At 69.4% G+C, this 25,004-nt stretch carries 26 protein-coding genes; 16 read left to right on the top strand and 10 right to left on the bottom strand.

The genetic code is table 11. The features are described 5' to 3' along the window. The first annotated feature begins 29 nt into the window (after positions 1-29). From BM337_RS10655 to BM337_RS10665, 3 genes are all read left to right on the top strand, one after another. The gene (locus BM337_RS10655; protein ID WP_089816588.1) at positions 30-854 is read left to right on the top strand and encodes a hypothetical protein; all 825 of its coding nucleotides are present in this window, start codon (positions 30-32) and stop codon (positions 852-854) included. A gap of 178 nt (positions 855-1,032) precedes the next feature. Further along, a complete protein-coding gene (cobD, locus tag BM337_RS10660) occupies positions 1,033-2,076 on the top strand; it encodes a threonine-phosphate decarboxylase CobD (protein ID WP_089816589.1) in 1,044 nt (347 codons plus the stop codon). Then, complete coding sequence (locus BM337_RS10665) at positions 2,069-2,797, top strand: adenosylcobinamide amidohydrolase (RefSeq protein ID WP_089816590.1); 729 nt, start codon at positions 2,069-2,071, stop codon at positions 2,795-2,797. Before cobD ends, BM337_RS10665 begins: the two co-directional genes overlap by 8 nt. Positions 2,798-2,873: 76 nt before the next feature. Here BM337_RS10665 and BM337_RS10670 read toward each other — a convergent pair whose 3' ends face one another. The 5 genes from BM337_RS10670 to BM337_RS10690 all read right to left on the bottom strand — a co-directional run bounded on the left by BM337_RS10670 (position 2,874) and on the right by BM337_RS10690 (position 7,019). Then, positions 2,874-3,071, bottom strand: coding sequence for a DUF6199 family natural product biosynthesis protein (locus tag BM337_RS10670; protein WP_089816591.1), 198 nt, complete (start codon positions 3,069-3,071; stop codon positions 2,874-2,876). Positions 3,072-3,074: 3 nt separating this feature from the next. Then, positions 3,075-3,296: a hypothetical protein gene (locus tag BM337_RS10675; RefSeq protein ID WP_089816592.1), complete on the bottom strand. Its 222-nt coding sequence runs from the start codon at positions 3,294-3,296 to the stop codon at positions 3,075-3,077. Between the two features lie 52 nt (positions 3,297-3,348). Then, positions 3,349-4,866, bottom strand: coding sequence for an outer membrane protein assembly factor BamB family protein (locus BM337_RS10680; RefSeq protein ID WP_089816593.1), 1,518 nt, complete (start codon positions 4,864-4,866; stop codon positions 3,349-3,351). Between the two features lie 78 nt (positions 4,867-4,944). Then, positions 4,945-5,862 (bottom strand): ABC transporter substrate-binding protein, encoded by a 918-nt coding sequence (locus BM337_RS10685; protein ID WP_089816594.1) that lies wholly within the window; start codon positions 5,860-5,862, stop codon positions 4,945-4,947. Between the two features lie 2 nt (positions 5,863-5,864). After that, complete coding sequence (locus BM337_RS10690) at positions 5,865-7,019, bottom strand: PGF-CTERM-anchored ABC transporter substrate-binding protein (RefSeq protein WP_089816595.1); 1,155 nt, start codon at positions 7,017-7,019, stop codon at positions 5,865-5,867. 97 nt (positions 7,020-7,116) lie between these two features. Here BM337_RS10690 and BM337_RS10695 point away from each other — a divergent pair, with 97 nt between their 5' ends. Then, positions 7,117-7,902: a cobalt-precorrin-7 (C(5))-methyltransferase gene (locus BM337_RS10695; protein WP_089817177.1), complete on the top strand. Its 786-nt coding sequence runs from the start codon at positions 7,117-7,119 to the stop codon at positions 7,900-7,902. Continuing rightward, a complete protein-coding gene (locus BM337_RS10700) occupies positions 7,899-8,570 on the top strand; it encodes a cob(I)yrinic acid a,c-diamide adenosyltransferase (RefSeq protein ID WP_089816596.1) in 672 nt (223 codons plus the stop codon). Before BM337_RS10695 ends, BM337_RS10700 begins: the two co-directional genes overlap by 4 nt. Here the strand turns inward: BM337_RS10700 and BM337_RS10705 are convergent. From BM337_RS10705 to BM337_RS10715, 3 genes are all read right to left on the bottom strand, one after another. Beyond that, positions 8,567-8,845, bottom strand: a complete 279-nt coding sequence (locus BM337_RS10705) for a DUF8152 family protein (RefSeq protein ID WP_089816597.1) — start codon at positions 8,843-8,845, stop codon at positions 8,567-8,569. The two genes, BM337_RS10700 and BM337_RS10705, sit on opposite strands and share 4 nt — an antisense overlap. A 77-nt stretch (positions 8,846-8,922) precedes the next feature. After that, complete coding sequence (locus BM337_RS10710; RefSeq protein ID WP_245778649.1) at positions 8,923-9,381, bottom strand: hypothetical protein; 459 nt, start codon at positions 9,379-9,381, stop codon at positions 8,923-8,925. Then, a complete protein-coding gene (locus BM337_RS10715) occupies positions 9,378-10,028 on the bottom strand; it encodes a SatD family protein (RefSeq protein ID WP_089816598.1) in 651 nt (216 codons plus the stop codon). The genes BM337_RS10710 and BM337_RS10715 overlap by 4 nt, the downstream gene beginning before the upstream one ends. A 179-nt stretch (positions 10,029-10,207) precedes the next feature. On the opposite strand from BM337_RS10715, the gene BM337_RS10720 reads away from it, so the two are divergent. From BM337_RS10720 to BM337_RS10750, 8 genes are all read left to right on the top strand, one after another. Beyond that, entirely contained in the window at positions 10,208-11,755 is a 1,548-nt protein-coding gene (locus BM337_RS10720; RefSeq protein ID WP_089816599.1) for a cobyric acid synthase, read from the top strand. Positions 11,756-12,382: 627 nt separating this feature from the next. Then, positions 12,383-13,150, top strand: a complete 768-nt coding sequence (locus BM337_RS10725) for a nucleotide-binding protein (protein WP_089816600.1) — start codon at positions 12,383-12,385, stop codon at positions 13,148-13,150. Beyond that, positions 13,147-13,728: a DUF8054 family protein gene (locus BM337_RS10730; RefSeq protein ID WP_089816601.1), complete on the top strand. Its 582-nt coding sequence runs from the start codon at positions 13,147-13,149 to the stop codon at positions 13,726-13,728. Before BM337_RS10725 ends, BM337_RS10730 begins: the two co-directional genes overlap by 4 nt. A gap of 122 nt (positions 13,729-13,850) precedes the next feature. Next, entirely contained in the window at positions 13,851-15,002 is a 1,152-nt protein-coding gene (locus BM337_RS10735; RefSeq protein WP_089816602.1) for a hypothetical protein, read from the top strand. Between the two features lie 123 nt (positions 15,003-15,125). Further along, a complete protein-coding gene (locus BM337_RS10740; protein WP_089816603.1) occupies positions 15,126-16,085 on the top strand; it encodes a mannonate dehydratase in 960 nt (319 codons plus the stop codon). Positions 16,086-16,330: 245 nt separating this feature from the next. Further along, positions 16,331-16,477 (top strand): hypothetical protein, encoded by a 147-nt coding sequence (locus BM337_RS21135; protein ID WP_177227416.1) that lies wholly within the window; start codon positions 16,331-16,333, stop codon positions 16,475-16,477. Between the two features lie 72 nt (positions 16,478-16,549). Continuing rightward, positions 16,550-17,365, top strand: coding sequence for a hypothetical protein (locus BM337_RS10745; protein WP_089816604.1), 816 nt, complete (start codon positions 16,550-16,552; stop codon positions 17,363-17,365). 113 nt (positions 17,366-17,478) lie between these two features. Continuing rightward, positions 17,479-18,288: an SIMPL domain-containing protein gene (locus BM337_RS10750; RefSeq protein ID WP_089816605.1), complete on the top strand. Its 810-nt coding sequence runs from the start codon at positions 17,479-17,481 to the stop codon at positions 18,286-18,288. Positions 18,289-18,334: 46 nt separating this feature from the next. Here the strand turns inward: BM337_RS10750 and BM337_RS10755 are convergent, their stop codons facing one another. Next, positions 18,335-19,342, bottom strand: a complete 1,008-nt coding sequence (locus BM337_RS10755; RefSeq protein WP_089816606.1) for a TIGR03557 family F420-dependent LLM class oxidoreductase — start codon at positions 19,340-19,342, stop codon at positions 18,335-18,337. Between the two features lie 174 nt (positions 19,343-19,516). Here BM337_RS10755 and BM337_RS10760 point away from each other — a divergent pair, with 174 nt between their 5' ends. After that, entirely contained in the window at positions 19,517-20,383 is an 867-nt protein-coding gene (locus BM337_RS10760; RefSeq protein WP_089816607.1) for an SMP-30/gluconolactonase/LRE family protein, read from the top strand. Between the two features lie 1,156 nt (positions 20,384-21,539). Here BM337_RS10760 and BM337_RS10770 read toward each other — a convergent pair. Then, complete coding sequence (locus BM337_RS10770) at positions 21,540-21,773, bottom strand: HTH domain-containing protein (RefSeq protein WP_089816609.1); 234 nt, start codon at positions 21,771-21,773, stop codon at positions 21,540-21,542. 203 nt (positions 21,774-21,976) lie between these two features. On the opposite strand from BM337_RS10770, the gene BM337_RS10775 reads away from it, so the two are divergent. Both BM337_RS10775 and BM337_RS10780 read left to right on the top strand, forming a co-directional pair. Continuing rightward, on the top strand, positions 21,977-23,173 hold the full coding sequence (locus BM337_RS10775; protein ID WP_089816610.1) for a hypothetical protein: 1,197 nt from the start codon (positions 21,977-21,979) through the stop codon (positions 23,171-23,173). A gap of 124 nt (positions 23,174-23,297) precedes the next feature. Further along, on the top strand, positions 23,298-25,004 hold the full coding sequence (locus tag BM337_RS10780) for an ABC transporter substrate-binding protein (protein WP_089817179.1): 1,707 nt from the start codon (positions 23,298-23,300) through the stop codon (positions 25,002-25,004).

The raw sequence follows: 25,004 nt of genomic DNA on the forward strand, positions 1-25,004 counted from the left end.
GTCACGAAGCGGTGTACCCCTCGGTACTGATGTCACAGACGACCGATCGTCTTCGGGACTGCCTCATCGCCGAGGAACCGTTACAGGGCGTCTACGCTGCGACGCTCTCGGACGAGAGCGCGCCGAAGGAGGTGTCCGTCGGCGTGACCGACCGACGGTTGGTCTGCCTCGCCGACGACGGGACCTTCCTCGACGTGGGCTACGACGCCATCTGTGCGATCCGGAGCCGTCCCGAGTCGACGTTCACCTACCGCGGTAACGACTATCGCCTGGTGCTCGGGGCCGGTGCAGGACTCTCGGTTCTCGGATTCGTCGCGCTGGCGGCGTTCTCGTCGAACCCCGCCGTCCCCGTCCTCGCGCTCACAACCGTCGTCGCGCTCGTCGCGACTGTCCTCTTCCGCTGGAACGACCAGGTCGCCGAACTGGTGACGCTGGAGGCCCTCGACGAGCGGACCGCCACCGACTTCGACGGCGTGGCAGCGCTCCGCCGCGTCGAGCGAGCCCTGCCGGCCGGGGCCGACGGCCGCCGCGTCCTGCTCTCGGTGAGTGCGTTCCTCACCGTCGTGTGCTTCGCCGGCACCGTCGCGCTGACGGCGAACCCGCTGGTGCTGCTGAGCTTCCTCCCGATGCTCGCCGGCATCGGACTCGTCGAGTACGCGCGCCGCCACGTCGACGAGTTCGACGGTATCGAGATACGCCGAGAACGCGCTCGTAACGTCCGGATCAGCACGGCGGACGGCCGGACGGTCTCGCTGGCGGTCGACCCGTCGGCGGAGATCGACCGCGAGCTCGGCCGGCTCACCGCCGTCACCGCCCGCGACGACGCCGTCTCGACCATCTCGTCGCGGGCCTGATAGTGGCGGTTGTAAATCTGGCCCCCTTCGACTTGCCGGTGCCGGCGAACGCCCGAAAAAAGGTGCAACCACCACTCTGAAGCGGTCCGTTCCCAGTCTCGTCACAGCCTGTTCCCCCGTCCGTCCCCGATTCTGCGCCCGCGAAAGTATTATCCGCCGGTGCGACGGACGGGCGGACATGCACCCGGAGGCAGTCGACACGCTCCGCTCGGGGGCCGAGGACGCCATCGACGCGGCCGGCCGCGTTCCCCACGGGAGTTCCGACGACCCCGACGTTCTCGATTTCAGCGCCAACGTCAACCCGCGGGTCCCCGACGGCGCCGAGAGCGTCTTCCGGAGGTCGTTCGACGCCGCTCGCAGCTACCCGGACGACGCCTACCCGGAGTTCCGCCGTGTAGCGGCGTCCTACGTCGACTGCGACCCCGGCGCGGTCGTGCCGACGGCTGGCGGTCTCGCCGCGATTCGGCTCGCGATGCAGATGGCCGTCAGCCCTGGCGACTCGGTTCTCGTCCCGTTCCCCAGCTTCGGCGAGTACGCCCGCGAGGTCCGCCTGCAGGGCGCCGAGCCCGACTTCGTCGTTCACGACGAACTGCTCGACGCCGCTCTCGAGGACCACGCGATGGCCGTCGTCTGCAACCCGAACAACCCGACGGGCGAGGCCGTCGAGGCCGACGCGCTCGAACGTTTCGCCGGCCGGTGTCGGGACGCGAATACGACGCTGCTCGTCGACGAGGCGTTCCTGGGCTTCACGGACCGTCCCTCCATCGCCGGCGCCGAGGGGGTGGTCGTCGCGCGCTCGCTGACCAAACTGTTCGGCCTGCCCGGCCTCCGCGCCGGCTTTGCCGTGGCCACGGGCGACCACCGCGCCCGCCTCGAAACAGCGCGGATGCCCTGGTCGCTGGGGACGCCCGCCGCCGCGACGGGGGCGTACTGCATGCGACAGGAGTCGTTCGTCGACGATACCCGATCGCGGGTCGATCGGGAGCGTGCTCGCATGCGCGAACGACTGGAAACCCGTTACTCGGTGTCGCCGTCGGACGCACCCTTCCTGCTGTTCGATTGCGGGTCCTCGGCGGCGGTCGAGGACCTGCTGGAGCGCGCGGCCGACCACTCCATCGCCGTCCGGGATGCCCGGACCTTCCGCGGGCTGGATTCGCACGTCCGCGTCGCGGTCAGGCTTCCCGAGGAGAACGACCGCCTGCTGGAGGCCGTCGGTGTTTGACGCGACGGTCCGCGACGGCGTCTGTCAGTGCCGGCACGCGGGCGCCCGCTGGCTGGTCACCGGCTGGGACGGTGGGTACCGCGACGCCGACGCGGCGTACAACGTCACCGTGCCCGACGGCTTCGACCGGACCGACCTGGCCGACTTTCGCGACGAACGACTCCGGGCCGTGGGCTTCGAGGATCCGGGGCCAGCGCTGCTCACCGGCGTCTCGATGGCCCACGCCCGCTGTGCGAGCGCCGGCCCGGTGACGGCGCTGGCGACGGCGGGCGTCTCGAACCCCGCGGCGCTCCCGGTGGATCCGGCATCGTCCGAATCCCCGGCGGCGGGGCGCGCTGACGACTGCCCGTCCGACTGGCGACCAGGCACCGTCAACCTCGTCGTCGGGGCGGAGCGGGCGCTCGCCGACGGGACGCTGGCCGAACTGCTGGCGACCTGCGTCGAGGCGAAGGCCGCGACGCTCTCGGACCTGGCCGGCGTCCCGGGCACGACGAGCGACGCCGTCGCCGTCGGCTGCGTTCCCGACGCCGACCCGGTCGATTTCGCCGGAAGCGCGACCGACGTGGGGGGCCGGGCGCGGGCCTGCGTCAGGGACGCGGTCCGGGCGAGTTTCGCGTCGCGGTACGCGGAAGCGGAACCGCCCAACTCGGTCGCCGACGCGGAGTACGGCGTGGTGACCGACCGGGAAACCGACGTCTGGAACCCGGCCGACGCGGACTGAACTCGCTCGCCCGGGCTGCTGTCGCTGGCTCTACAGGTGTCCCTCGCGAGAGAGACCGCGGGGAGTGCGCCGATGACTACGGGAGATGCGAGAGACCGATCCAGACGAGGCCGCAACCCATGATCCGGTGGAGCCAGAGATCGGTCCTGGTCGGCTCCGACGACTCCCCTCGCAGGAAATCGAATCCCGTGCTGTACATCCTGCGTGGAGCAGCGACGTACGCGAGTCCGAGAAGGACGGTGCCGACGGCGGCGATTCGAACGAGCGCGTCCATGGATTATCGTTGCCACACGTAGACGGCGAGTGCGAGGAACCCGCCGAAAAATGTCAGGTAGGTCAGGCCGCCGACGGCGAGCGCCCACAGCGCGCCGTCGTCGTCGCCGCGTGCTTCGGCGTCCGTGTACACCCAGTAGGACATCGCGAACGGAACGACCAGGAAGAACACGCCGACGATAAGCAATTCTGTCGCACCGGGGAGGCCGAACTGGAGGGGGACCATCGGTTTCACACGTCGACTGGCAGCAATTAAAACCACCGGACCCGTCGCCGGCTCACTCCTCGTCGCGTTCGTCCCCGCCGCGGTTACGGGCCCGCAGTGACGCCCCGCCGCCGAGACCGGCCAGAGCGGCGGCGACGCCGAACCCGGGACCGACCGCATCCGTCCCCTCGTCGCCAGCGCCGGTCGTCCCGGGCGCCGTCGTCGCCGTTTCGGAGCGGGTCGCCGTCTCGGTCGGGGATTCGGTCGCCGTGTCGGTCGGCCGGTCGACGTCCAGGGACTGGTCGGCGTGGCGGTAGCCGTCGTGGTGGCCGAGGGTCCCGAGCGTGACGCGCGTCCCCTCGCTCGACGCGTCGACGCCGGCGTCTATGGCCACCAGTCTGCCACCGTTTTCGTCGTCGTCGGCGTCCCAGTGCCCGACGAAGACGGTGCCGTCGACGACCGTCGGCGAGGACAGTACCTCGGCACCGGCGGGCGCGCGCCAGCGCTCCTCGCCCGACTGGGCGTCGATGGCCCGGAGCGTCCCCTCGCTCTCGCTCACGTCGCGTGCATCTATCGCGTTCGTCCCGACGAACACCGTCCCACCGGCGACCGTCGGCGACGAGAAGACGACCTCGTCGACGCCGGCGCGCCACTGCTCCTCGCCGCTCGCGGCGTCGACGGCCCAGACGTCGCCCCCGTCGTCGCTGGTCTGGGTCCCGACGAAGACGGTGCCGTCGGCCACCGTCGGCGAGGAGCCGACGTCGTGACCGGTGTCGAATCGCCACGCCTCCTCGCCGCTCTCGACCGCGAGCGCGTAGACGGACACCGCCTCGTCCCCACTGAACGTCCCAACGAAGAGGCGCCCGTCGGCCACCGTCGGCGACGAGTAGGAGACGTCGCCGATCTCGCGGTGCCAGCGCTCCTCGCCGCTCTCGCCGTCGACGGCGACGACCCCGGCGTCGGTGCCGAGGTAGACGGTGTCGTCGACGACCGTGGGTGAGGAGAACGTGAACTCGCCCGCGTCGACGCGCCACCGCTCGTCGCCGGTCGCGGCGTCCAGCGCGTACAGGATGGCGCCGGCGCTGCCGACGAAGACGGTGCCGTGGACCACCGTGGGCGAGGAGTGCGGGTTGTTTATCTCGCCGCCGACCACCGCTTCGGCGCGCCATAGCTCGCGGCCCGTCGGGGCGTCGAGGGCGAACACGCCGGCGCCGCTGTCGAGGAATACGACGTCGTCGACGACCATCGGCGCGGCGTTCACTGCCCTGCGGCCGGCGGCGTCGACCTCGAAGCGCCACCGTTCGTCGCCCGACGCTGCGTCGACGGCGTGGACCGTCCCGCCGGCGCTGCCGACGTAGGCGGTGCCGTCGACGACCGTCGGCGAGGACAGCGCGTCAAACGGGAGGTCGACCGCCCAGCGCCTCTCGCCGGCGTCGGTCTCCTGGGTGCCGGTCTCCTGTGCGGCGGCGGATCCGACCCCGCCGAGGCCGGCGACCGACGCGAGACCGGTCGCCACGGTCGCCCGGAGGAAGCGCCGGCGGTCGGACGCCGGCGTCGCGCTCGCTGTGTTACCTGGGACCGTCTCGTTCATGTCGGTACCAATTACAGACCAGTTGAAAGTTCTTGTGTGACGCGGCCGGCCGCGCCGGAGAACCGGCCGTCGGGGACGTCACTCGCCGAGCGGCTCGGCCAGCGGTTCCCCCTCGAACAGCTCCGGATGCAGCACGGTCGCGATGCGCTGGCACTCGCCGGCCAGCCGGGGCGTCCAGCGGTTGAGCGCCTTGCCGTCCAGCACGTAGACACGGTCGTTTCGGACGGCGGGAAGCTCCTCCCACCCCGGCCGCTCCGTCAGTTCCTCGATCGAGGCGAAGGAGTCGTCCAGCGTGTAGCTGCACGGTGCAACGATGATCACGTCGGGGGCGGTTGCGCGGACGTCGTCCCAGTCGACCTTCACCGAGCGGTCGCCGGGGTCCGCGAGCGGGTACTCGCCGCCGGCGTGCTCGACGACCTCCGGGACCCAGTTCGCGGCGAGGTGGAGCGGGTCGAGCCACTCGAAGACGGCGACGGTAGGGCGCTCGCCGGCGTCGGCGGCGACCCCCTCGTCGATGATCGACTCGACGGTCGCGAAGCAGTCTTCGAGCTGGTCGATCAGTCGGGCGGCCCGCTCCTCGCGGCCCACGGCCGCGCCGACGGTCTCGATGGTGTCGAACAGGCTTCCGAGGTCGCTGGCTTCCATCCCGAGCACCTCGGGGTCGGCGGGTTCGCCGGCGAGGATCTCGCGGACGCGGCCCTCGTCGACGGCACAGACGCCACAGACCGACTGGGTGAGGATCAGGTCCGGTTCGACCTCCCGGAGCAGTTCCTCGTCGACGTCGTACACCTCGTGCGAGGAGGTGGCCTGGCCGTCGCGCTCCGAGCTGGTTTCGCCATCGACGCGGGAGCGGTCCAGCCGCGGCCGGTCGGCGACCGACGGCGGGTGGTCGCAGGACCCGGAGACGACCGCTGGCTCGACGCCGAGGGCGCAGAGTATCTCCGTGCCCGACGGCGACGTCGAGACGACCGTGGGGTCGGTCGACCGGTCGGTCATCGTCAGGTCCCTCGGCGGCCCGCCAGGAGCGAGAGGGAGACGAGCGCGACCAGCGCACCGACGGCGGTGAAGCCGGGGCCGCTGGCGCCGGTACCGGGCCCGTCTTCGGTCACTTCGGTGGGCGACGGCGTCGACGACTCGGTCGTCGCGTCGGTCGGCGACGCGGTGTCGGTGTCCGTCGCCGTCGCCGTGGCCGACTCGGTCGCGTTCGCTTCGGCGTACGCCTCCGGATGCATCGCTTTCGTCATCGCGACGAGCGGGTAGATCACCCGCGGCGCGGGTCGGTTCAGCTGGTTGTAGTTGACGACGACGATCTGGTCCTCCTGAACGGCGGTCGTCCCGTTGTAGGCCGCCGTCTTCGGCACCTGGTCGTTGTCGCTGTTGCGCAGTATCCAGTCGGGGTCCTCGTCGACGAGCACCTCGTCGTTGAGCTCCTGGTAGCTTTCGATGCCGGCCTCGGCGGCGACGTTCCTCGCCCCGGCGCGCTCGATGAGGTTCCCGATGAACGTCCCGTTGCCGGCGGTCCAGCCGAAGAAGGTGTAGATCATCCCGGGTCGCTCCTGGCCTTCGACGGCCGCGTCCACCGTCGCGAGTTCGGCGTCCATCCAGTCGACGGTCTCCTCGGCGCCCGCGCATTCGCCGGTGAGCTCACCGATGATCCGCGTCTTCTCCTGGATGCCCGCGATCGACCCGGCCTCGCCGAAGTGGTAGACGGTCAGGCCCGCGTCGCGGAGCGACTGGACCGTCTCGTTGTCGATGGTGTTCGGCGCGAGGACGAGGTCCGGCTCCAGGCCGACGACCTTCTCGTTACTGATGGTCTGGCCGCCCGCGGAGATGTTGGTCTTCGCCTCGGCGCCCTCCAGGTTCATGGCGTGTTTCGTCACGCCGACGACCTTGTCCTTGGCGCCGATCTCCCACATCGTCTGGGCCGCGCTGGGGTTCAGCGTCACGACGCGCGAGGGTTCTTCCTCGACGGTCACGTTCGTCCCAGACTGGTCGGTCAGTTCGACCGGGAACGAGCACTCCGATCCCTGTGCTGCCGCGTCGGCCGCCGGCGCGGTCGGTGCGGTGGCCGTCGCCGGTGCGACGGTCGCAGTCGCCGGGGCCGTCGCTGCCAGCACGAGCAACAGGACTCCAAAAAGTGGTGCGTATCGCATTCTGCTAGGCACTCCATCGGCACCCAATAAATATTTGTCTACCCCAACTGAGTTTTCATTCCATGCGACCAGTGCCAGCCGCTTGCGGAGGGGTGACGTGACCGACCCGGAGGCGGCGGACTCGGGTTCGACGGATCCGGCGACGTTCGCGTCTCGCGAAGCGGAGTCGACCGCGGAGCCGGTCGTCCACGCCGTCGGCGTCGGTCCCGGGGCGCCGGCGTTTCTCACCGGGCGCGCTCGCGACCTGCTCGCCGAAGCCGACGTCGTCGCCGGGTTCGAGACGGTCGTCGACTTCGCTCGCGCGGCCATCGACGACGCCGACACCGACTGTCTCACCTGCGGCTACGCCGACGAGGGCGAGACGCTCTCGGCCTTCGCCGACCGCGTCGCCGCCGGCGAGCGCGGCGTCGCGCTGCTAATGGGCGACCCGAACGTCTCGGGCTACCAGTTCCTCGGCAAGGTCGAACGAGCCGTCGACGGGCCGGTCCGCGTCGTCCCGGGCATCTCGTCCATCCAGGTCGCTGCCAGTCGCGCGCGGACGCCGATGGAGGACACCGCGTTCCAGACGCTGCACGTCCGCGGCGACGTGACCGGGGCGCTGGACCGTCTCGCCGACGACGCCGGCGAGCGCCACCTGATCGTCATCCCGCGGCCCTACGACTGGATGCCCGAGGACGTGGCGCAGTTCCTGCTTGACCGCGGCGCGCCCGGCGAGTCGACGGCGCTCGTCTTCGAGCGCCTTACCCACGACGGCAAATCGCGAACCGAGACCACCCTGGCCGACCTGGCGGCCGACGCCGGCGGCGACGACCCGGACGACACCGCGTTCTCGGACCTCTCGATACTCGTGGTCCGTGCGCCGACCGACACTGACCTACCATGACCGACGACACCACCGACGACGCCGCTACCGCCGAATCGCCCACCGACCACGCTATCGAACCCAGCGCGCCCGAGGAGTTCGGCCTCGTCCAGGTGTGGTGGGGCGACGGCAAGGGCAAGACCACCGCCTCGCTCGGCATGGGGATGCGCGCGGCCGGCCACGGCTACCGCGTCCACCTGCTCCAGTTCATGAAGGGCGGCACCGCCTCCGTCGAGAACGTCCGCGGTGAGTACAACGCCATCGCCGCCCTCCCCGGATTCTCCTACGAGAACGCCGGCCACTTCGGCTGGCACGGCTTCATGGACGGCTCCGACGACGACGAGCACGCGGCCCGGGCCGAGGGAGCGCTCGCCCGCGCTCAGGAAATCGTCGAGGGGTCGGCCGACGCCGACCTCGAATCGCCGCTGGACCCCGATGGCACCCCGGACGAGGGCGTCCACATGCTGATCATCGACGAGATCGTCTACGCCGCCAACCGGGACCTGCTCGATCCCGAGGACGTGGTCGACCTCGTCGAGTCGAAGCCCGAGAACCTGGAACTCGTCCTCACCGGCGGCCACGAGCGTCCGGAGTACCTGTTCGACCACGCAGACCTCGTCTCGAACGTCCGCAAGGAGAAACACCCCCTGGAGGACGGCCACCCCGCACGGAAGGGGACCGAGTACTAGTCGAAGCGAGCGCGAGCGTCCGAGAGTCGCTCCCGCGCGGCCGCGACGTGTTCGTCGGCTCGCTCGTCGCCCGTCTCTTCGACCTCCCCGAGAAGCTTCTCGATAGTCGCGAGTCGATCGGCCACCACGTCGGCCGGGAGGTCGCTCTCGCGCAGGTCCGCGGCGAGCGCTTCGGCCTCCCCGAGCCACCTGCTGGCCGACCGCTCGACGGGCAACTCGCCGGTCGCGGCGAGGTGGTCGTGGAGCGCCGCCAGGTCCCCGGCGTCGTCGGTCACGGCTGGTCGCAGGAGCGCCGGCGGGAAAGGTGGCCGGGAGTCTCGCGGTCCGGCCCGCGGGCCGGAAACTATCACGCTCAGCCCGGGACTCCGACTACCCGGGCGAGTGCGACGCCGTAGACGAGCGAGTAGGTGACGTTGGCGACGCTGCCGGTGAGGTAGTAGGTCGTGTTGCCGCTGGAGATGTCCTGGTAGCGGACGATGGACTTCGCGGTGAAGACCAGGCCCAGCGCCGTGTACGCGCCCAGGAGCGCCAGCGTCAGGATGAGGACGTTCTCGACTTTCCCGACCGCCCGCCCGGTGTCTGCCTCCTCTTCGCCGACGTCGGCGCCCGCGAAGCGGAGCGACCCGGCGACGACGTAGCCGCTGGTCGCCACGAGCAGGCCGTAGCCCGCGGCGAGCGTCAGGAGCGCCGTCCCGCTGTCCGCGACGACGGTCGGTGCGGGCGTCAGCCAGAGCAGGACGGCGGCCGACGCCGCCGCGAGACCGATCGACGCGACCCGTCGGAGCACGCTGCGATACCCGTCCCCGATCACGCCAGGTCACCCCACAGTTCCGTCATGGCTGTCTGGAGGTCCCGCTCCATCCCCATAATCGTCACGGCGTCGGCCCTGGCCAGCGTCTGCGAGACCGACTGGATGGAGACCTCGAGGCGGTCTGCCACCGCCGCCATCTCCCCGAAGTCACGGTACAGTCTCGCGACCTCCATCTGCCTGGCGGTCCACCCGGCCTTCCACATGCAGACGAGGTCGATCTGGTTGGTCAGCAGGTCGACGAGCCACTCGTCGGTCCCGTCGACGGACAGGCCGACGTACCGGTCACCTCGTTCGACCTCCGCGAGCAGGTCGTCGGCCTCGTGGAACGCCGGGCCGTCCATCCTGGCGACGTCGTCGGCGTCGGCGCCCACGTCGACGTCCCCCCAGACGACGGCGAACCGGATCCCCGTCGGGTGGACCGCGTCGGTCAGTTCCCGCACCGCGTGGTAGGCCCGCCCCGGGTCCGTCAGGACGCCACCTACCTCGTCGACGCCTTTCAGCGTCGTGAAGGGGGCGACGAGTCGGTCGCCGACGGCGTCGTTCGCCCGCTCCATGCCGGCTTCGAGGCTGTCGTGGAGCGCCTCTCTGTCCTCGACCGCGCGCGAGTCGACGACGTCCCCGACGATCACGCATCGACGCCTGGTCATTGCCCGATGTTCAATCTATACCGGTTTAACAGTTGTGGGTAAACCGAATTTGGTTTACTCACTACCGCGTTGGTAAATCAAAACTGGTTGAATACTAGCATATCAACCGGTTGTGTTTGATAATCGCCGGGAGAGCAGTGGCGAAAGACACGTGGCCCCGCGCGTCGCAGGTACGGCCGATGACCCGGACCGTCCTCGTCGCCGGCACGGCGAGCCACGTGGGAAAGAGCACCGTCGCCGCTGGGCTCTGTCGCCACCTGGCGAACGAGGGACGGTCGGTCGCGCCGTTCAAGGCCCAGAACATGTCCAACAACGCCCGCGTCGTGCCGCGGGCCGATGGGAGGGCGGGCGACGGATCCCCGGACGACGAATCCCCGGACGACGAATCCCTGGACGAGGATCCCTGGGGCGAAATCGGCGTGTCCCAGTACGTCCAGGCCCGCGCCGCCCGAATCCCGGCGACGACGGACCACAACCCCGTCCTGCTCAAGCCCCGCGGCGACGGCGAGTCCCAGTTGATAGTCGACGGCCGCGCCGCCGGCCACTTCGCGGCGGGGACCTACTACGACGACCACTGGGACGACGCCCTGTCGGCGGCCCGGGCCGCCCACGACCGCCTCGCCCGCGAGCACGACGTCGTCGTCGCCGAGGGCGCGGGCTCTATCGCGGAGATCAACCTCCACGACCGCGACCTGGCGAACGTGGAGACGGCCCGGTTCAGCGACGCAGACATTCTCCTCGTCGCCGACGTCGAACGCGGCGGCGTCTTCGCTTCCCTCGTGGGCACGCTCGAACTGATGCCCGACGACCTCCGCGAGCAGGTGGTGGGCTGCGTGATCACGAAGTTCCGCGGCGACCGATCGATCCTCGATCCCGGCGTCGAGCAGTTCGAGGACCGGACGGGCGTGCCAGTGCTGGGTGTCCTTCCCTACGACGACCCCGGCCTCCCAGAGGAGGACAGCGTCGCCCTCCCGGCGGCCGACGAGCGGTCGGTTCGCGGGGCGGCCGACGGCGTACCGGCGGACCGGACCGTCACCGTCGCGGTGCCCCGACTTCCCCGAATCTCGAACGCGACTGACCTGGAACCACTCGCCGCGGAACCCGGCGTCCGGGTGGCGTACGTCCCGCTCGACGGATCGCTGGCCGACGTCGGCGCCGACGCCGTCGTGATCCCGGGGACGAAGAACACCGTCGACGACCTGCTCGAACTTCGGGACGCGGGGATGCACGAGGAACTGCGACGTTTCGACGGCCCCGTCGTCGGCCTCTGCGGCGGGTATCAGATGATCGGTGAGGAGATCACGAACGCTTCTCTCGAAGGCACTGGCGAGGACGAGCGCGTCGAGGGCGTCGGCCTGCTTCCGATCACGACCCGGTTCGACCCCGAGAAGACGCTAGAGGCGGTCACTCGGGATATCTCCGGCGTGGGTCCGCTCGCCGAGGCCGACGGCGAGGTTTCCGGCTACGAGATCCACGCCGGAGAGACCGAAGTCGTCGGTGAGGTGCGGCGGCCGTTCGCCGACGAAGGCGCGGCGACCGACCGCGTCCTCGGTACCTACCTCCACGGCCTCTTCGAGAACGAGGTCGCGTTGGATGGGTTCGTCGAGAGAGTGTTCGAGGTGGCAGGACGTGAGCGACCCGATGGTGATTCCGTGGAGTCTGATCCCTACGAGCGCGCCGCCTCGCTCGTCGAGGAGTATGTCGATCTGTCTCCGATTCTCGGGTAGTGGTTGGTGCTACGAGGAATACCGACAACAACCAGAAAGCCCTCGGCGCGCTCGACCACCGAAAGACTCGCTTCGCTCGTCTTTCGAGCTCTCGTTCGCTCCGCTCACGAGAATCGCGCGCCTCGTTGCGCGCCTCACTGCGTTCGGTGCTTACTTCGGCGTGCTTCGTCGACCTCGCCTCGCCCTTTCATTCCTCCAGGATCAACCTTGCTCGCGCGGCCTCACTCTGTTCGGCACGCGCTCGCGATTGACTCCACCACCCCTCCCCTGATTCGCGGCGTCCGCCGCGAATCACGCGTCCTGACCGCTCAGCAACCGCCCGGCCGGGAGCGCGTTTCATCGCGCGACCAGGGGAAGGGAAGGCTGCGGTTACCTGGTGGACTGAAAGGGCGAGGCGCGGTCCGGGAACCCGGGCGCCGATAGCACCGCAGCGCAGCGAGGAGCGCAGCAAGCCCCGGGACCGGAGCGCGCCGAGGGCTTTCTGGTTGTTGGCGGTCGCAGTACCGGTTTCAGAGAGCGCGCCGAGGGCTTTCCGGGCGTTGACGGTCGTTCTGCCGACACCTGGCGACCCACCACCTCCCCAGAGATCCACACCTTTTAATCAGAACACGAAGACACCGTAAGATAATGGTCGAGGCGTTCGCTGTGGCGAGCGGGAAAGGCGGGACGGGGAAGACGACGAGCACGCTCGCGCTCGGGATGGCGCTGGCGGAGTCCCACGACGTGACCGTCGTCGACGCCGACACGGGGATGGCGAACCTGCTCTTTCACGCCGGGCTCTCGGAGGCGGAGACGACGCTGCACGACGTGCTCTCCGGCGACGTGCCGGTCGAGGAGTCCTGTTACGAGCGGTTCGGAATGACAGTCGTCCCCTGTGGCACGAGCCTGGATGGATTCCGCGACGCAGACCCGGCGCAGTTGCGAGAGGTCGTCGCCGAACTCGCCGCCGACACCGACGTCATCCTGCTCGACTCCGCGGCGGCCCTGTCGAGTCGGTCCGCCATCTTGCCGGTCGTCCTGGCCGACCGGGTCGTCGTGGTGCTCCAGCCCACGATCCCGTCGCTGTCGGACGGGATCAAGGTCCAGGAGTACGCGAGTTCCTACGGCACCGGCGTCGCCGGGCTGGTGTTCAACAAGGTGCGGGACGACGACGCCATCGGTCGGATCGCCGAGAAGTCCGAGCGGTACTTCGACGGGCCGACGCTGGCGACGGTGCCGGCCAGCGAGGCCGCCCGCGAGGCCCGCCGGGCGGGCAGGCCGCTGCTGGCCCACGCCCCGGATTCGGACGCCGCGGCGGCGTTCGAGGAGGCGGCGGCTGCCATCGAGGTCCGCGACGGGGGCTCGGAGGCCGTGGCCGACCGCTTCCGTAGCGCCGTCATCCCGGACCCGCCATGAACCTCCCCGACGGTCGGCTCCTGAAGTCCCGCGTCGTGAGCGACCCGCGCTACCCGCTCGCGGAGGCGCTGGACCGGAGCCTCACCGGTTACGCCGTCCTCGAACCGCAGGAGACGCTCCTGCTCGAGGGCGAGGGGCGCGGCGTCGTCACCTTCCGCGAGGGCGTCCCGGAACTGACCTACGCAACCGGCACCGAGCGGGGCGGTCCGGCGGCGCTGGGCGACCTGGCGATGCCCGGGCCGTACCACGTCGAACTGTACGAACTGCCCGACGACGCCTTCGACGCGCTCGACGACGCCGCGGCGTTCCGGGTGCCGCCGGGGATGCCCGCCGAGCGACTGGCCGGCGACCCCGCCCTGGCCGCCAGCACGCGACGCGCCGCCCCGGACGAGCGAATCGACGCTGGAACCTGTAGCGGCGACGCGTCTGATACCGATAGCGACGGGGCGGAGAGCCAGGCACCGGAGGACCGCAGCGCCGTCGAGGCCTTCCTCGACGACGAGGAGAAGATCGAGGCGATCCGCGAGCAGGCCCGCAGAGAGGCCGAGGCCCGCGCCGAGGAGTGGGGCTTCGACTGAGCGTTCGCCTCCACACGGGCGGACTAACTGCCCGTGTGGAATGGTCCCATTCCGCTCCCGTCTTTCGATAATTAGGCCGAACGTATATCGGGCGAACTCGGATTTATCCTGACGACACAGCGATGAGCAAACGAGCACTCGTACTGACGATAGTCGTATTACTCGCGGCGGTGGCACCGGCCACGGTCGCTGCAGACGCCCAGGACGGGAGTGCGTACGCCGGTTCCCACGTGACGTTCGACGCGACGGGCGACGCGCTGGTCGATTACAGCGTGGACGGCCAGACAGTGATGGAGTCGGTCCGCGTCCAGTCCCAGAGCGACGCGGAGAGTAGCCTGGGCGTCGGCGCCTCGGTGAGCGCGTCGGCCGTGACCGACATCGTGGGTGCGGCCCTCTCCCTCGACACCTCGGTGAAGACGGCCGCGACGGTCCAGTCCGAGAGCGGTGCGACGCTCCGGGCCCACGACAACGGGCACGGCTCGCTGGTCGTCTCGGCCGACGACGAGGCCCAGTACGTCGAGGTCGGGCTGGGCGGCGAGGCCTCGGCCGACCAGTCGAGCGACGACAGGCTGGTCGTCACGACGGCCAACGGGACGGAACAGGCCTACGTCGTGGCGGGCGAGGGCAACGTCACGCTGAACGACGAGGGCAACGTCACCGCTGCCCTCGAACGGGACAGCCGACTCGTCGTCCGGTCGTACCCGAACGAGCGGTCGAGCGACGACGAGGAACAGGAGCGCATGATAGCGAACGGCACCGCGGCCGCCAGCGTCTACCTGCTGCAGGACGGTGAAGAGGCGGTCACCGACACCGTCGACTACGGCCAGGACACCACCGTCGAAGTCTCCGAACGGAGCGCGAACCGCGTGAACATGACGGTCTCCCGCGCCGAGAGCGAGGGCAAGGTCGTCATCGTCTCTGCTTCGGAGGCGGCGTTCGACGCCGCTGACGACGTCGAGGTCAGCGTCGACGGCGAAGCGGCCGCCGAGGCGTCCTCCTACGCCGAACTGCGACGGGCCGCGAACGGCGAGTCGGACGGCTCCCGCTACATGGTGACGCAGTCGAGTTCCGCCGAGGCCGCCGCGGACGTGGCCATCGCGGTCGACCACTTCTCGGAGCGCGACGTGACGATGTCGTCCGGGTCGGACTCGACCACCGACGGTGCGAACGAGGACGACGGCTCGACCTCGGCGATCGGTCCCGGATTCGGTATCCTCGCCGCGCTGTCTGCACTCGCCGGCGTGGTCGGCGTCCGCGTCTGGAACGAGAACTGAGCAAAGAGACCGAACGCGACAGATCTGCAGGCTCTCTTTCTCACGCGTCGCGTTCACGAGTCCAGGCGCCACGTCCGCCCGGACAGCGAAAGCCTATTTGCCCGCCTGGACCCACGAGTTCGCATGGTACGACCTGCACTCGTTTTGCCGCCGTATCCCGACGAGCGATGGGAACTCGCCAAACAGATGGGCGTCACCGACGCCGTCATCCACCCCCTGGAGATCGGCGACGACAAGACCCAGTGGACCTACGACGAACTCCGCGGGCTGCAAAACTACCTGGAGGGCGCCGACCTGCGCTTTTCCGTCCTGGAGGGGAGCGTCCCCATCTCGGACCGGATCCGCCTCGGACTGGAAGGCCGCGACGAGGACATCGAGGTGTTCAAGGAGTTCCTCCGGCACTGTGGCGACCTCGGAATTCCGGTCGTCTGCTACGACTGGATGGCCGGCGTCCGCTGGGCACGCACCGAGGCCCACAACGAGCTCCGGGGAGGCTCCCTCGCGACGGGCTACGACAACGCCAAGATGCAGGGCGGCCCCGCCGTCGAGGCGGCGGCAAAGAGTCACGAAGACGTCTTCGAGGCGCTGGCGTACTTCCTCGAAGAGGTCGTCCCCGTCGCCGAGGAGGCGGGCGTCAAACTCGGCCTGCACCCCGACGACCCGCCGCGCGAGGAACTGCGCGGCGTCCCCCGCGTCGTCACGAGCGTGGAGAACTACGACCGCATCCTCGACGTCTACGACAGCGAGTACAACGGCGTCACCTTCTGCCAGGGCAACTTCGCCGCGATGGGCGCGGACATCCCCGAAGCCATCCGCCACTTCGGCGGGAAGATCAACTTCGTCCACTTCCGCGACGTCGACGGCGACGCCGACCGCTTCGTCGAGACGTGGCACGACGAGGGACCGACCGACATGCACGCCGCGATGGAAGCTTACGTCGAATGGGTCGACGACGACGTCCCGATCCGACCCGACCACGTCCCGACGATGGCCGGCGAGGACAACTCGAATCCCGGCTACCACACGAAGGGTCGGCTGTGGGCCATCGGCTACATGCGCGGGCTCCTGGACTCGCTGGAGTAAGTTCCACCACTGATTCTCGTAGCGCCGGTCGTTCGTCGACGGCCGGTCAGTCCGCGTCTGACAGGCGTCAGACGCCTCTCCCACGGTTTCGGCTGGAAATCGACTGCGCTGGGAGCCCGCGGACGCCGCGGTAGCGGTGCTACGTCGGGGAGAGAGGCGCGTCCACGCGACTGGCGACCGGCGTCGCGTTTCACTTCCGCTCCGGTTGGCTGGCGTATATACTCGTCTGGGTCGAAGCCGGGGATATGATCGAACGCCTGCAGCGAGCACTGGACCGGCGGACCAGTGCCACCGAGTACGGCGAATGCAGACAGTGCGGGACGACCGTCGACACCGATACCGCGCGGTGCCCCGACTGCGGGTCGGCCGAGATCGCGAGCTACACGTTCTGAGTCGAGGAGGTTTCGGCCGCTCTCCAGTTCACACGGAGAAAATACTTACCACAGCCCGGGAACGGCTCGCCTATGGACCGCCGTCGATTCCTGACAGCCCTCCCGCTCGCGGCCGGACTCGCTGGATGCGTGAGCGAGCCCGGCACGGACGATACGACCACCCCATCGACCGGGACCAGTTCGGCCACGGACACGGCTACGTCTACGGAACGCCCTGCGCCAGACGTGCGGCTCCGGTCGTCGTTCAGGTACGGGATCAACGACGACGGCATCGGCGTAGAGGCGCCCGAGCACGACCAGTTCGCGTTCGTTCGACCGACCGGCTCGAGCGGGGACCCGTCGCCGACCGACTTCTCGCTCGTGCTCGGTGACGAACAGTACACGCCGGCGTCGTCGGTGCGGGGGTTCCGCGCCTGGACCCCCGGCGTCGAGTCGGTCTATACCGCGGACGGCAGGTCGGGGTGGCTCAAGTTCGACGTCCCGGCGGTCGAGACGGACAGTGTGGCGCTCGTCCGCGACGGAACGAGCCAGCCGCTCTCCGAGGCGGACCGCGCTCGACTCGCCACGGCACCCGAACTCCGGCTGGAATCCGTCGACGTCCCCGAATCCGTCGCATCCGGTGACCCCATCCAGCTCGGCGTGACGGTCGCGAACGAGGGCGAGGTGACCGGCACCTTCCTCGCGGGGTTCCGCACCGGCGGCTACCCCAAGACGTTGGACGTCAGGGTCGCGCCGGGAGAGACGGCGTCGGGGTCCGTCAGTTACCGGGAGATATCCGACGACGGCGCGCACTTCGCCTTCGATTACCCCGGCGGCGACAGGAGCTACGAAGTCGACGTGACGACCGAGCGAGCGACCGGGACTGCGACGAGCACCGACGCGGCGTGACGGATTTCGACGACGACCGTCCGTCCCGATCGCCGAGTAGGGGCCCGTCCAACGTTCAAACTCGATTTTGACCGTAGGGAAGCTTAACTGACCGTCCCGGTGAACGACCGGGTATGAACCGACGAGAACTGATCGTCGCGTCCGGAGGTATCGCTGCGACCGCGCTGTCTGGCTGTCTCGGCCTCGGTAGCGGGAACGCCGACGTCCCCGCCCAGCAGTCCTCGCCCACCGTCGAGGAGCGGACTGGGCAAACCGTCATCGTCAGCAACACCGGCGAAGTCCAGGGCGAGCCCGACCTGGCGATCCTCGACGTCGGTGTGGAGGCGAGCGGCGACTCCGCCGGCGCCGTCCGGTCCGAACTCGCGACCCGATCGGAGGAACTGCGGACGGCGCTGCTCGAGTTCGGCCTCGACGAGGACGCCGTGACGACCAGCCGGTTCCACATCAGCGACCGGGTCGACCGCCGCCGGATGGAGGAGGAGGGCGTCCGGCCCGACTCGCCCGAGGCCGAGGAGTACGTCTACTACGAGGGGACCCACGCCTTCTCCGTCGAGGTCGCGGCCATCGACGACGTCGGTGGGGTGATCGACGCCGCCGTCGACGGCGGCGCCGACCGGGTCGGCCGGGTGACCTTCACGCTCTCGGACGAGCGCCGGACCGAGTTGCGCGAGGAAGCCCTCCGGAAGGCCATCCAGGGCGCCCGCACGGAGGCGGAGGCCATCGCCGACGAGGTCGGCACGTCCATCGCCGAGACCACCGTCGTCGACGCCTCCGACGGGCGCGTCTCCCCGGTCCACCGCGAGGTCGCCTTCGAGGCGGCCGCCACCGCGACCGAGACGGCCGGCGACGGCGCCGCGACCGGCGTCCATCCCGGCGACGTGACCGTCACCGCCGACGTGCGGATCCAGTACCGGATGGCGTGACGTAGCCCCCTGCCGACCACTGGCGTCCTGACTGCGACAGCCCCGCTCACTCGAACGCCGGCAGCACGTCCTCGGCCATCACGTCGCAGAAGGCGGCCTGGTCGGGGCTGGAGCTCTGGAAGACGACTTCGTCGAAGCCGACGTCGACGTAGGTCTGCGTGACCTCGACCAGGTCCTGCGGATCCGACGTGACGACGAACGCCTCCCGCAGGCGCTCGTCGGAGACGTCCTCGCCCATCTTCTGGAGCTCGCGGGGGTCGGCCGAATCCGACGACCAGACGTCGTCGAGCAGCGTGAGTCCCCAGGGGCGGATCTCCTCCAGGGCGGCCTGCTCGTCCTCGTCGTAGGCGCAGTGGACGTGGACGGTGCGGTGGACGTCGTCGAGCGAGTCGTTGCGCGCGGACTTCTCGACGCCGTCGCGGGCCGCGGGGAACAGTTCCTCGCGGACGCGTTCGGGCGGCTCGTACACCGTGACCAGCCCGTCGCCGAGGTCGCCGGCCATCCGCGCGGAGGTGGGGCCGCTCGCGGCGACGTGGATCGGCGGGGCCTCGTCGGGTCCGGTGTAGAGGTTCGCGCCGTCGAGCGTCCAGAACTGGCCCTCGTGGTCGACGAACTCCTCCGCGAACAGCCGGCGGATCATGCGGATCGCCTCGGCGGTGCGGCGGGCGCGCTCGCCGTAGTCGGGCAGCGGGTTGCCCAGCGGCACCTCGTTGAGCGACTCGCCGGTGCCGATGCCGAGGAAGACGCGGTCGGGGTACAGCTCTGCCAGCGTGGCCAGCCGGTGGGCGACGTTGGCGGGGTGGTAGCGGTTGATGACCGCCGTCACGCCGGTGCCGATGTCGACGTCCTCGGTCCGGTCCAGCGCGGCGGGCAGCCACGTCCAGCAGTTGCCGCCGTGGGCCGGTGAGCCGTCGGCGAGGTGGTCGAACCAGGGGTGGAAGTGGTCGTTCACCCAGACGCTGTCGAAGCCCGCGGCCTCGGCGAGTTCGACCTGGTCGAGGCAGGCGGCCGGCGAGAACTCCTCCAGCGAGGCGAAGTAGCCGAATCTGACCATGCCGACAAGACGGGCGAGGTCGGAATAAGCGTCGGGGTCGCTGCGGGGCGCGAGCGCGTCGCCGAGCGACCGACCGCGGCCGCGTCGCCGAGCGACCAACCGCGGCCGCGTCGCCGGACGACCGACCGCGACCGTTCTGGTGGACTTAAGGCCCGTTCGGTCGTGTGTCCGTTCATGACACGGTACGAGCGCGTCGCGGACTACCGCTCACACACCGGCGAGGGACCGCTGTGGCACCCCGACGAGGAACGGCTCTACTGGGTCGACATCCCGAACGGCGACCTGTTCCGGTACGACCCGGCGACGGACGAACACGAGCAGTGTTTCGATCGAGACGTCGTCGGCGGGTTCACCATCCAGGACGACGGCTCGCTCCTGCTGTTCGAGGACGGCGGCCGCATCGAGCGCTGGGTCGAGGGCGCGGGGACGACCACCGTCGTCGACGGCATCGAGGGCGAGGCCGACTCTCGGTTCAACGACGTGATAGCCGACCCTCGCGGCCGGGTGTTCTGCGGGACGATGCCCACCGACGACCGGTCCGGGCGACTGTACCGCCTGGACACCGACGGCTCGGTGACGACGGTGCTCGAGGAAGTGGGACTCCCCAACGGCATGGGGTTCACCCTCGACCGCCGACGGTTCTACTTCACCGACTCCGGCAACGGCCGCATCGACCGCTACGACTACGACCAGGCGACCGGCGCCATCTCGAACCCCGAGACGGTCGTCGAGGTGGACGAGGGCGAGGCGATTCCGGACGGGATGGCCGTCGACGCCGAGGGGTACCTCTGGTCGGCCCGCTGGGACGGCGGCTGTCTCGTCCGCCACGACCCGACGGGCGCCGAAGTCGCGCGGATCGAGTTCCCGGCGCGGAAGGTGTCCTCGGTGACGTTCGCCGGCCCGGACCTGTCGACGGGCTACGTAACGACCGCGCTAACTGACAATTCGAGGGACGAGGAGGGCGACGGCGCGGGCGCGCTGTTCCGGTTCGACCCAGACGCGGTGGGGGTTCCGGAGTTCCGGTCGCGCGTCCAGATCTGAGGGAGTCGGTGGAGGCGGTAGCGAACGGTCGACTGGGGACTGGTTTCGGGCTGTCTGCCGACGAACTGGCTGTTGGGTAGGGATGTTTATGGAACGGGTGATTCTCGGTTGTGTTGGTGAAATGAACACCGACAGCAAGAACCAGAAAGCCCTCGGCGCGCTCGGGTCGCGGGGCTCGCTGCGGTCCTCGCCTTCGGCTGCGGTCCTTGCATCGCCCGGCTTCCCCGAGCCCGCCTCGCCCTTTCAGTCCTCCAGGGACCGCAGCCCTGCCCTCCCCCTGGTCGCGCGATGAAACGCGCTCTCACGGCTTCGCCGTTCAAGCAAACGCGGTCGCTTCGCGCCCGCTCCGCTCCCGGCCGACCGCCGCGCGGTTGCGGAGCGGTCAGGAAGCGTGACCCGGAGCGGACGCGACGGGTCCGGGGAGGGTTAGTGGACTCAATCGCGAGCGCAGGGAGGCGACGACCGAAGGGAGGGGCCTCCGAACGAGCGAACGGGGAGCGAAGCGACTCGTGAGCGCGTGCCGAACACAGTGAGGCCGCGCGAGCAAAGCTGGTCCTGGTGGACTGAAAGGGCGAGGTGCGGTCGGCGAAGCACGGACCCGCAAGCACCGAACGAAGTGAGGCGCGCAGCGTGGTCCGCGCGAGGCGAGCGCGCCGAGGGCTTTCGAGGTGTTTGCGTCTGTGATCGCAGCGAGAAGTACGAACCCACCGATCGTTCAGTCTCTTACCTGTATTGACCGATTGTGGGTTACTAATTTCAACCGAGGAGTATTAAATTGACTGTACACTATGGGTGCAATAATAACATGCCAACCCCAAGGCATAGGTGATGACGTATTGTCGTCAAATCATGACTTCGCTGGAAGAGTATCTTGGCATTACTGGAGTCCCTCGAAGAGCTGCATACCTGTTATTCCTGTTGGTGGCACTCTATTTTATAGCGACTTTTAGTATCAGCTGGGGCCCATCCGGACTACCAATTGCGATTTTTGCGTCGTATCTCGCTGTTTATATAGCCTTGAGACAGGTTGAGGGAGTTGTCGAAGATAAACTCGATCGCTGACCCGTAGGCTAAGCGTTACATCTAATCCCTGTACTGACCGGGACAGCGGTACTGATGGACGACGTCTCCCACCCACAGCTCCGACCAGAATCCATCAGTCCATCCGGACCGGGATCCACCAGACGCGACTGCGCCCACCGACCTTCTTGCTCGTGACGTCGGTGCTCTCCTGCAGGTCGTGGAGTTTGTTCAGTGCGGTCCGGCGCGAACAGCCCAGCAACTCGGCCACCTCCGACGCCGTCAGCGGTTCGGCGTAGTCCGAGCGGTCCTTGAAGACCTGGATGACGTCGGATTCGGAGTACTCGACCTCTCGTCCAGGTGGTGACATGGGTCGCGCTAGGGTGTCGAGGTACTTAGCGGTTCGTGCCACCGCCGTCCCCGAATTTTCGCGGTCGGGACGCCTGTGTCTCGGGGGTGAACCGGCCCGGAAGGCGAGAGACGACGGGCAGACGAGGGGCCGGTCGAATCGGCCGCCGTCGGCCACCTGGGGGAGTGCAAGATATTTCCACGTCCGCGCCTACGGTCCAGTAGATGCGGTACCGCCGGTCTCTCGCCGTCGCCGTCCTGGTCGTCCTCGTCACGACGGCAGTCGTCGTCGCCGCAGAGTTGAACAGCGACCCGCGGGTCGGGCCCGGACCGGACGACGTCCGCCTCGTCGACATGGAGACGGGCGACGACCGCCTCTGGCCCTACACCAGCCGACACGCGGACTTCGCCTCGCGGACGCTGGCGATCAACCTCATCGTCTACGACGACCCCGAGGTCGTCCGCTATCGGCTCGAACGGCGCTCGAACGCGACCTGGACCGAACTCAACGAGTCCGAGGAGACGGCGAACTTCAGCGTCGAACTGACCGAGGAACGGGTCGGGTTCGACTGGCACTCGGCCCACGGCGCGATGCGCTACACCTACGTCGAGCGCGACGGGCGGGGCCGGTGGCTCCCCCAGCGCTACCAGTTGCACGCCGGCACCTACCTCGGGACTCGCTCGCACGTCAGGGTGTACGCCCCCGGCGGAGACAGCGAGTGGAGCGCCATCCAGGCCCACAGCGAGTACTGGGACTGGTTCCGCATGCGTCACGGCGTCACCGACGTCTGGGGCACGAGCCGACAACTGGAGGAGGACTTCGCCGACCAGCCCCTCGTCTCCGACGTCGAGCGGGCCTACGCGACCGAACGGGGTCCGATGTCCGAGGGCATCTCCGTGATCCACGTCGCGACACTGCTGCTCGCGGTGTCGGTGCCCGCGGTCCGCCGGCGAGTCACCGCGGTGGCCGACGAAGCCGGACTGGCGACGCCGACCCGACGCCGCTCGGTCGCACTGTTCGGCTTCGCGCTGGCCGTCCCACTCGTCGTCCGGGGCGCCGGCATCGGGCTGGAACAGGCGCTCCCGTGGCTCCCGCCGAAACTGATCGCCGCGCCGCTGTACGTCGTCCTCGTCGCCGGGCTCCCCGTCGGCGTCTACCGGCTGAGCGAGGACGTTCCGACCGAGCGGGCCGTCGCCCTCGCCGTGATGGGGTTCCTTGCCGGCATCACGCTGGACGCCGTGGCCATGGACGTCACGGCGACGGTGATGGCCCGGTTCGCCTGGCATCGCCTGGCCCTGGCTACCGGTCTCGGCGCGATCGCTGGCGGGACGCGAGAACCGGGTCGGTCGCGCACGTTGCTCACCGCGGGATTCTGTCTCTGGTCGGCCGCGGTACTGGCCGCCGCACTCGACGTGATCTGACCCCGCTCGACAACGGAGGACTGTTATGGCATCGACGTAAATATTCAGGTCGATGACTCCGCCGGTCGACCGCCCCTCCACGACAGCGACCCGGCGAGCCGTACTGGCAGGTGTCGCTGGCAGTATGGCCGCCACGAGCGGTTGCGTCAGCCGTCTTCGGACGGTGATGGGCCGCGAGCGCCCGGACCCGGTGACCGTGACGATCAAGACCGTCCCCGCGGACGACGACCCCTACGCCCTGTTGATCGCCCGCCAGCTATCCGAGTGGCTTCGCGCCGCGGGGATCAACGCCAACGTCCTCCCGATGGCGAGCGAGGAACTGCTCCGGCAAGTGCTGGTCAACCACGAGTACGACCTGTTCGTCGGCCGCTATCCGGACTCGACCCTCGACGCCGACTCGCTGTACTCGCTGTTGCACTCCCAGTTCGCCACGGAGCCGGGCTGGCAGAATCCCTTCGGCTACGCCAACCTCTCGGTCGACGACCTGCTGGCGCGCCAGCGAACCACCGACGGTGACGAACGGCGCCAGGCGGTCGCCGACCTCCAGTCGACCGTCGCCCGCGAGAACCCCTTCACGGTGCTGGCCTTCCCGGACGTCATCCGCGCCGCCCGGAACGACCGGTACTCACGATTCGGGACGGCCAGGAGCGACGAGGCGCTGGGCATGCTCCAGTTGCACCGCGTCGACGACGACGCCGACGCGCTCCGCGTGACGACGACCGACGAGCGCGTCACCAGTACCCTCAACCCGCTACTGGCCTCGGTCGGCCGGGTCGGGACCGTCACCGACCTGATCTACGACCCGCTTGTCCGACGCTACCGGGGCGAGCGCTACCCCTGGCTCGCCGAGTCGACGACGTGGGTCGAAGACGGCGTCCTCGAAGCGACGCTCAGGCCCGACCTCTCCTTCCACGACGGCGAGGCGCTGACCGCCGACGACGTCGTCTTCTCGTACAGATTCCTCCGCGACACCGCAAGCGGCGAGCGAAACCAGGCGGCGCCGACCATGCGCTTTCGCGGCCGGTCGACGCTGGTCGAATCGGCCACCGCGCCCGACCGGCGAACGGTCAGACTCGCGTTCGGCGAGGAGACGGACTCGGTCGCGAAACGCGCGCTGACCGTCCCGATCCTCCCGCGCCACGTGTGGACGGAGCGGACCGGCGAGCCCAGGGTCGGCGGCCTCGACCTGGGCGGCGGGACGACGGAGGCGCTCGTCACCGCCAACATTCCACCGGTCGGGAGCGGGCCGCTCGCGTTCGTCAGCGCGACGCGCAACGACCGGCTCGTCCTGGAGCGGTTCGCGGACCACTTCCTCGAGACGGCGGACACGCCGGAGTTACCCGACGCGGTGGCCGACGGCGCCGCCTTCGAGGAGCTCGTGATGAAACACGTCGGGTCGGACTCCTCCGCCGTCGACCTGGTCGACTCCGGTGACGCGGACCTGACGCTCGCCGGGCTCGGCCCCGGCGTCCTGCGACGCATCGGGCAGGCCGAGGAGCTGGACCTGCTCGTCGACCGCTCACAGTCGTTTTACTTCCTGGGGTTCAACACCCGGCGGGCGCCGTACGCGAACCCCCGCTTTCGCCAGTTGATCGCACAGCTCGTCGACCGACGCCACCTTGTGCAGTCGGTCTTCTCGACGTTCGCCGCCCCCGCCATCTCGCCGCTGGCACGCACCGACTGGGTAACCGACGACCTGGCCTGGCGCGGCCGGGACCCGATCACCCCGTTCATCGGGGCCGCGGGGGAAGTCGACGAGGCCCAGGCCCGGGCGGCGTTCCGCGAGGCCGGCTACCAGTACGACGACCAGGGCCGACTGCTGGGGGTCTGA

Source organism: Halomicrobium zhouii (assembly GCF_900114435.1).
Taxonomy (GTDB): Archaea; Halobacteriota; Halobacteria; order Halobacteriales; family Haloarculaceae; genus Halomicrobium; species Halomicrobium zhouii.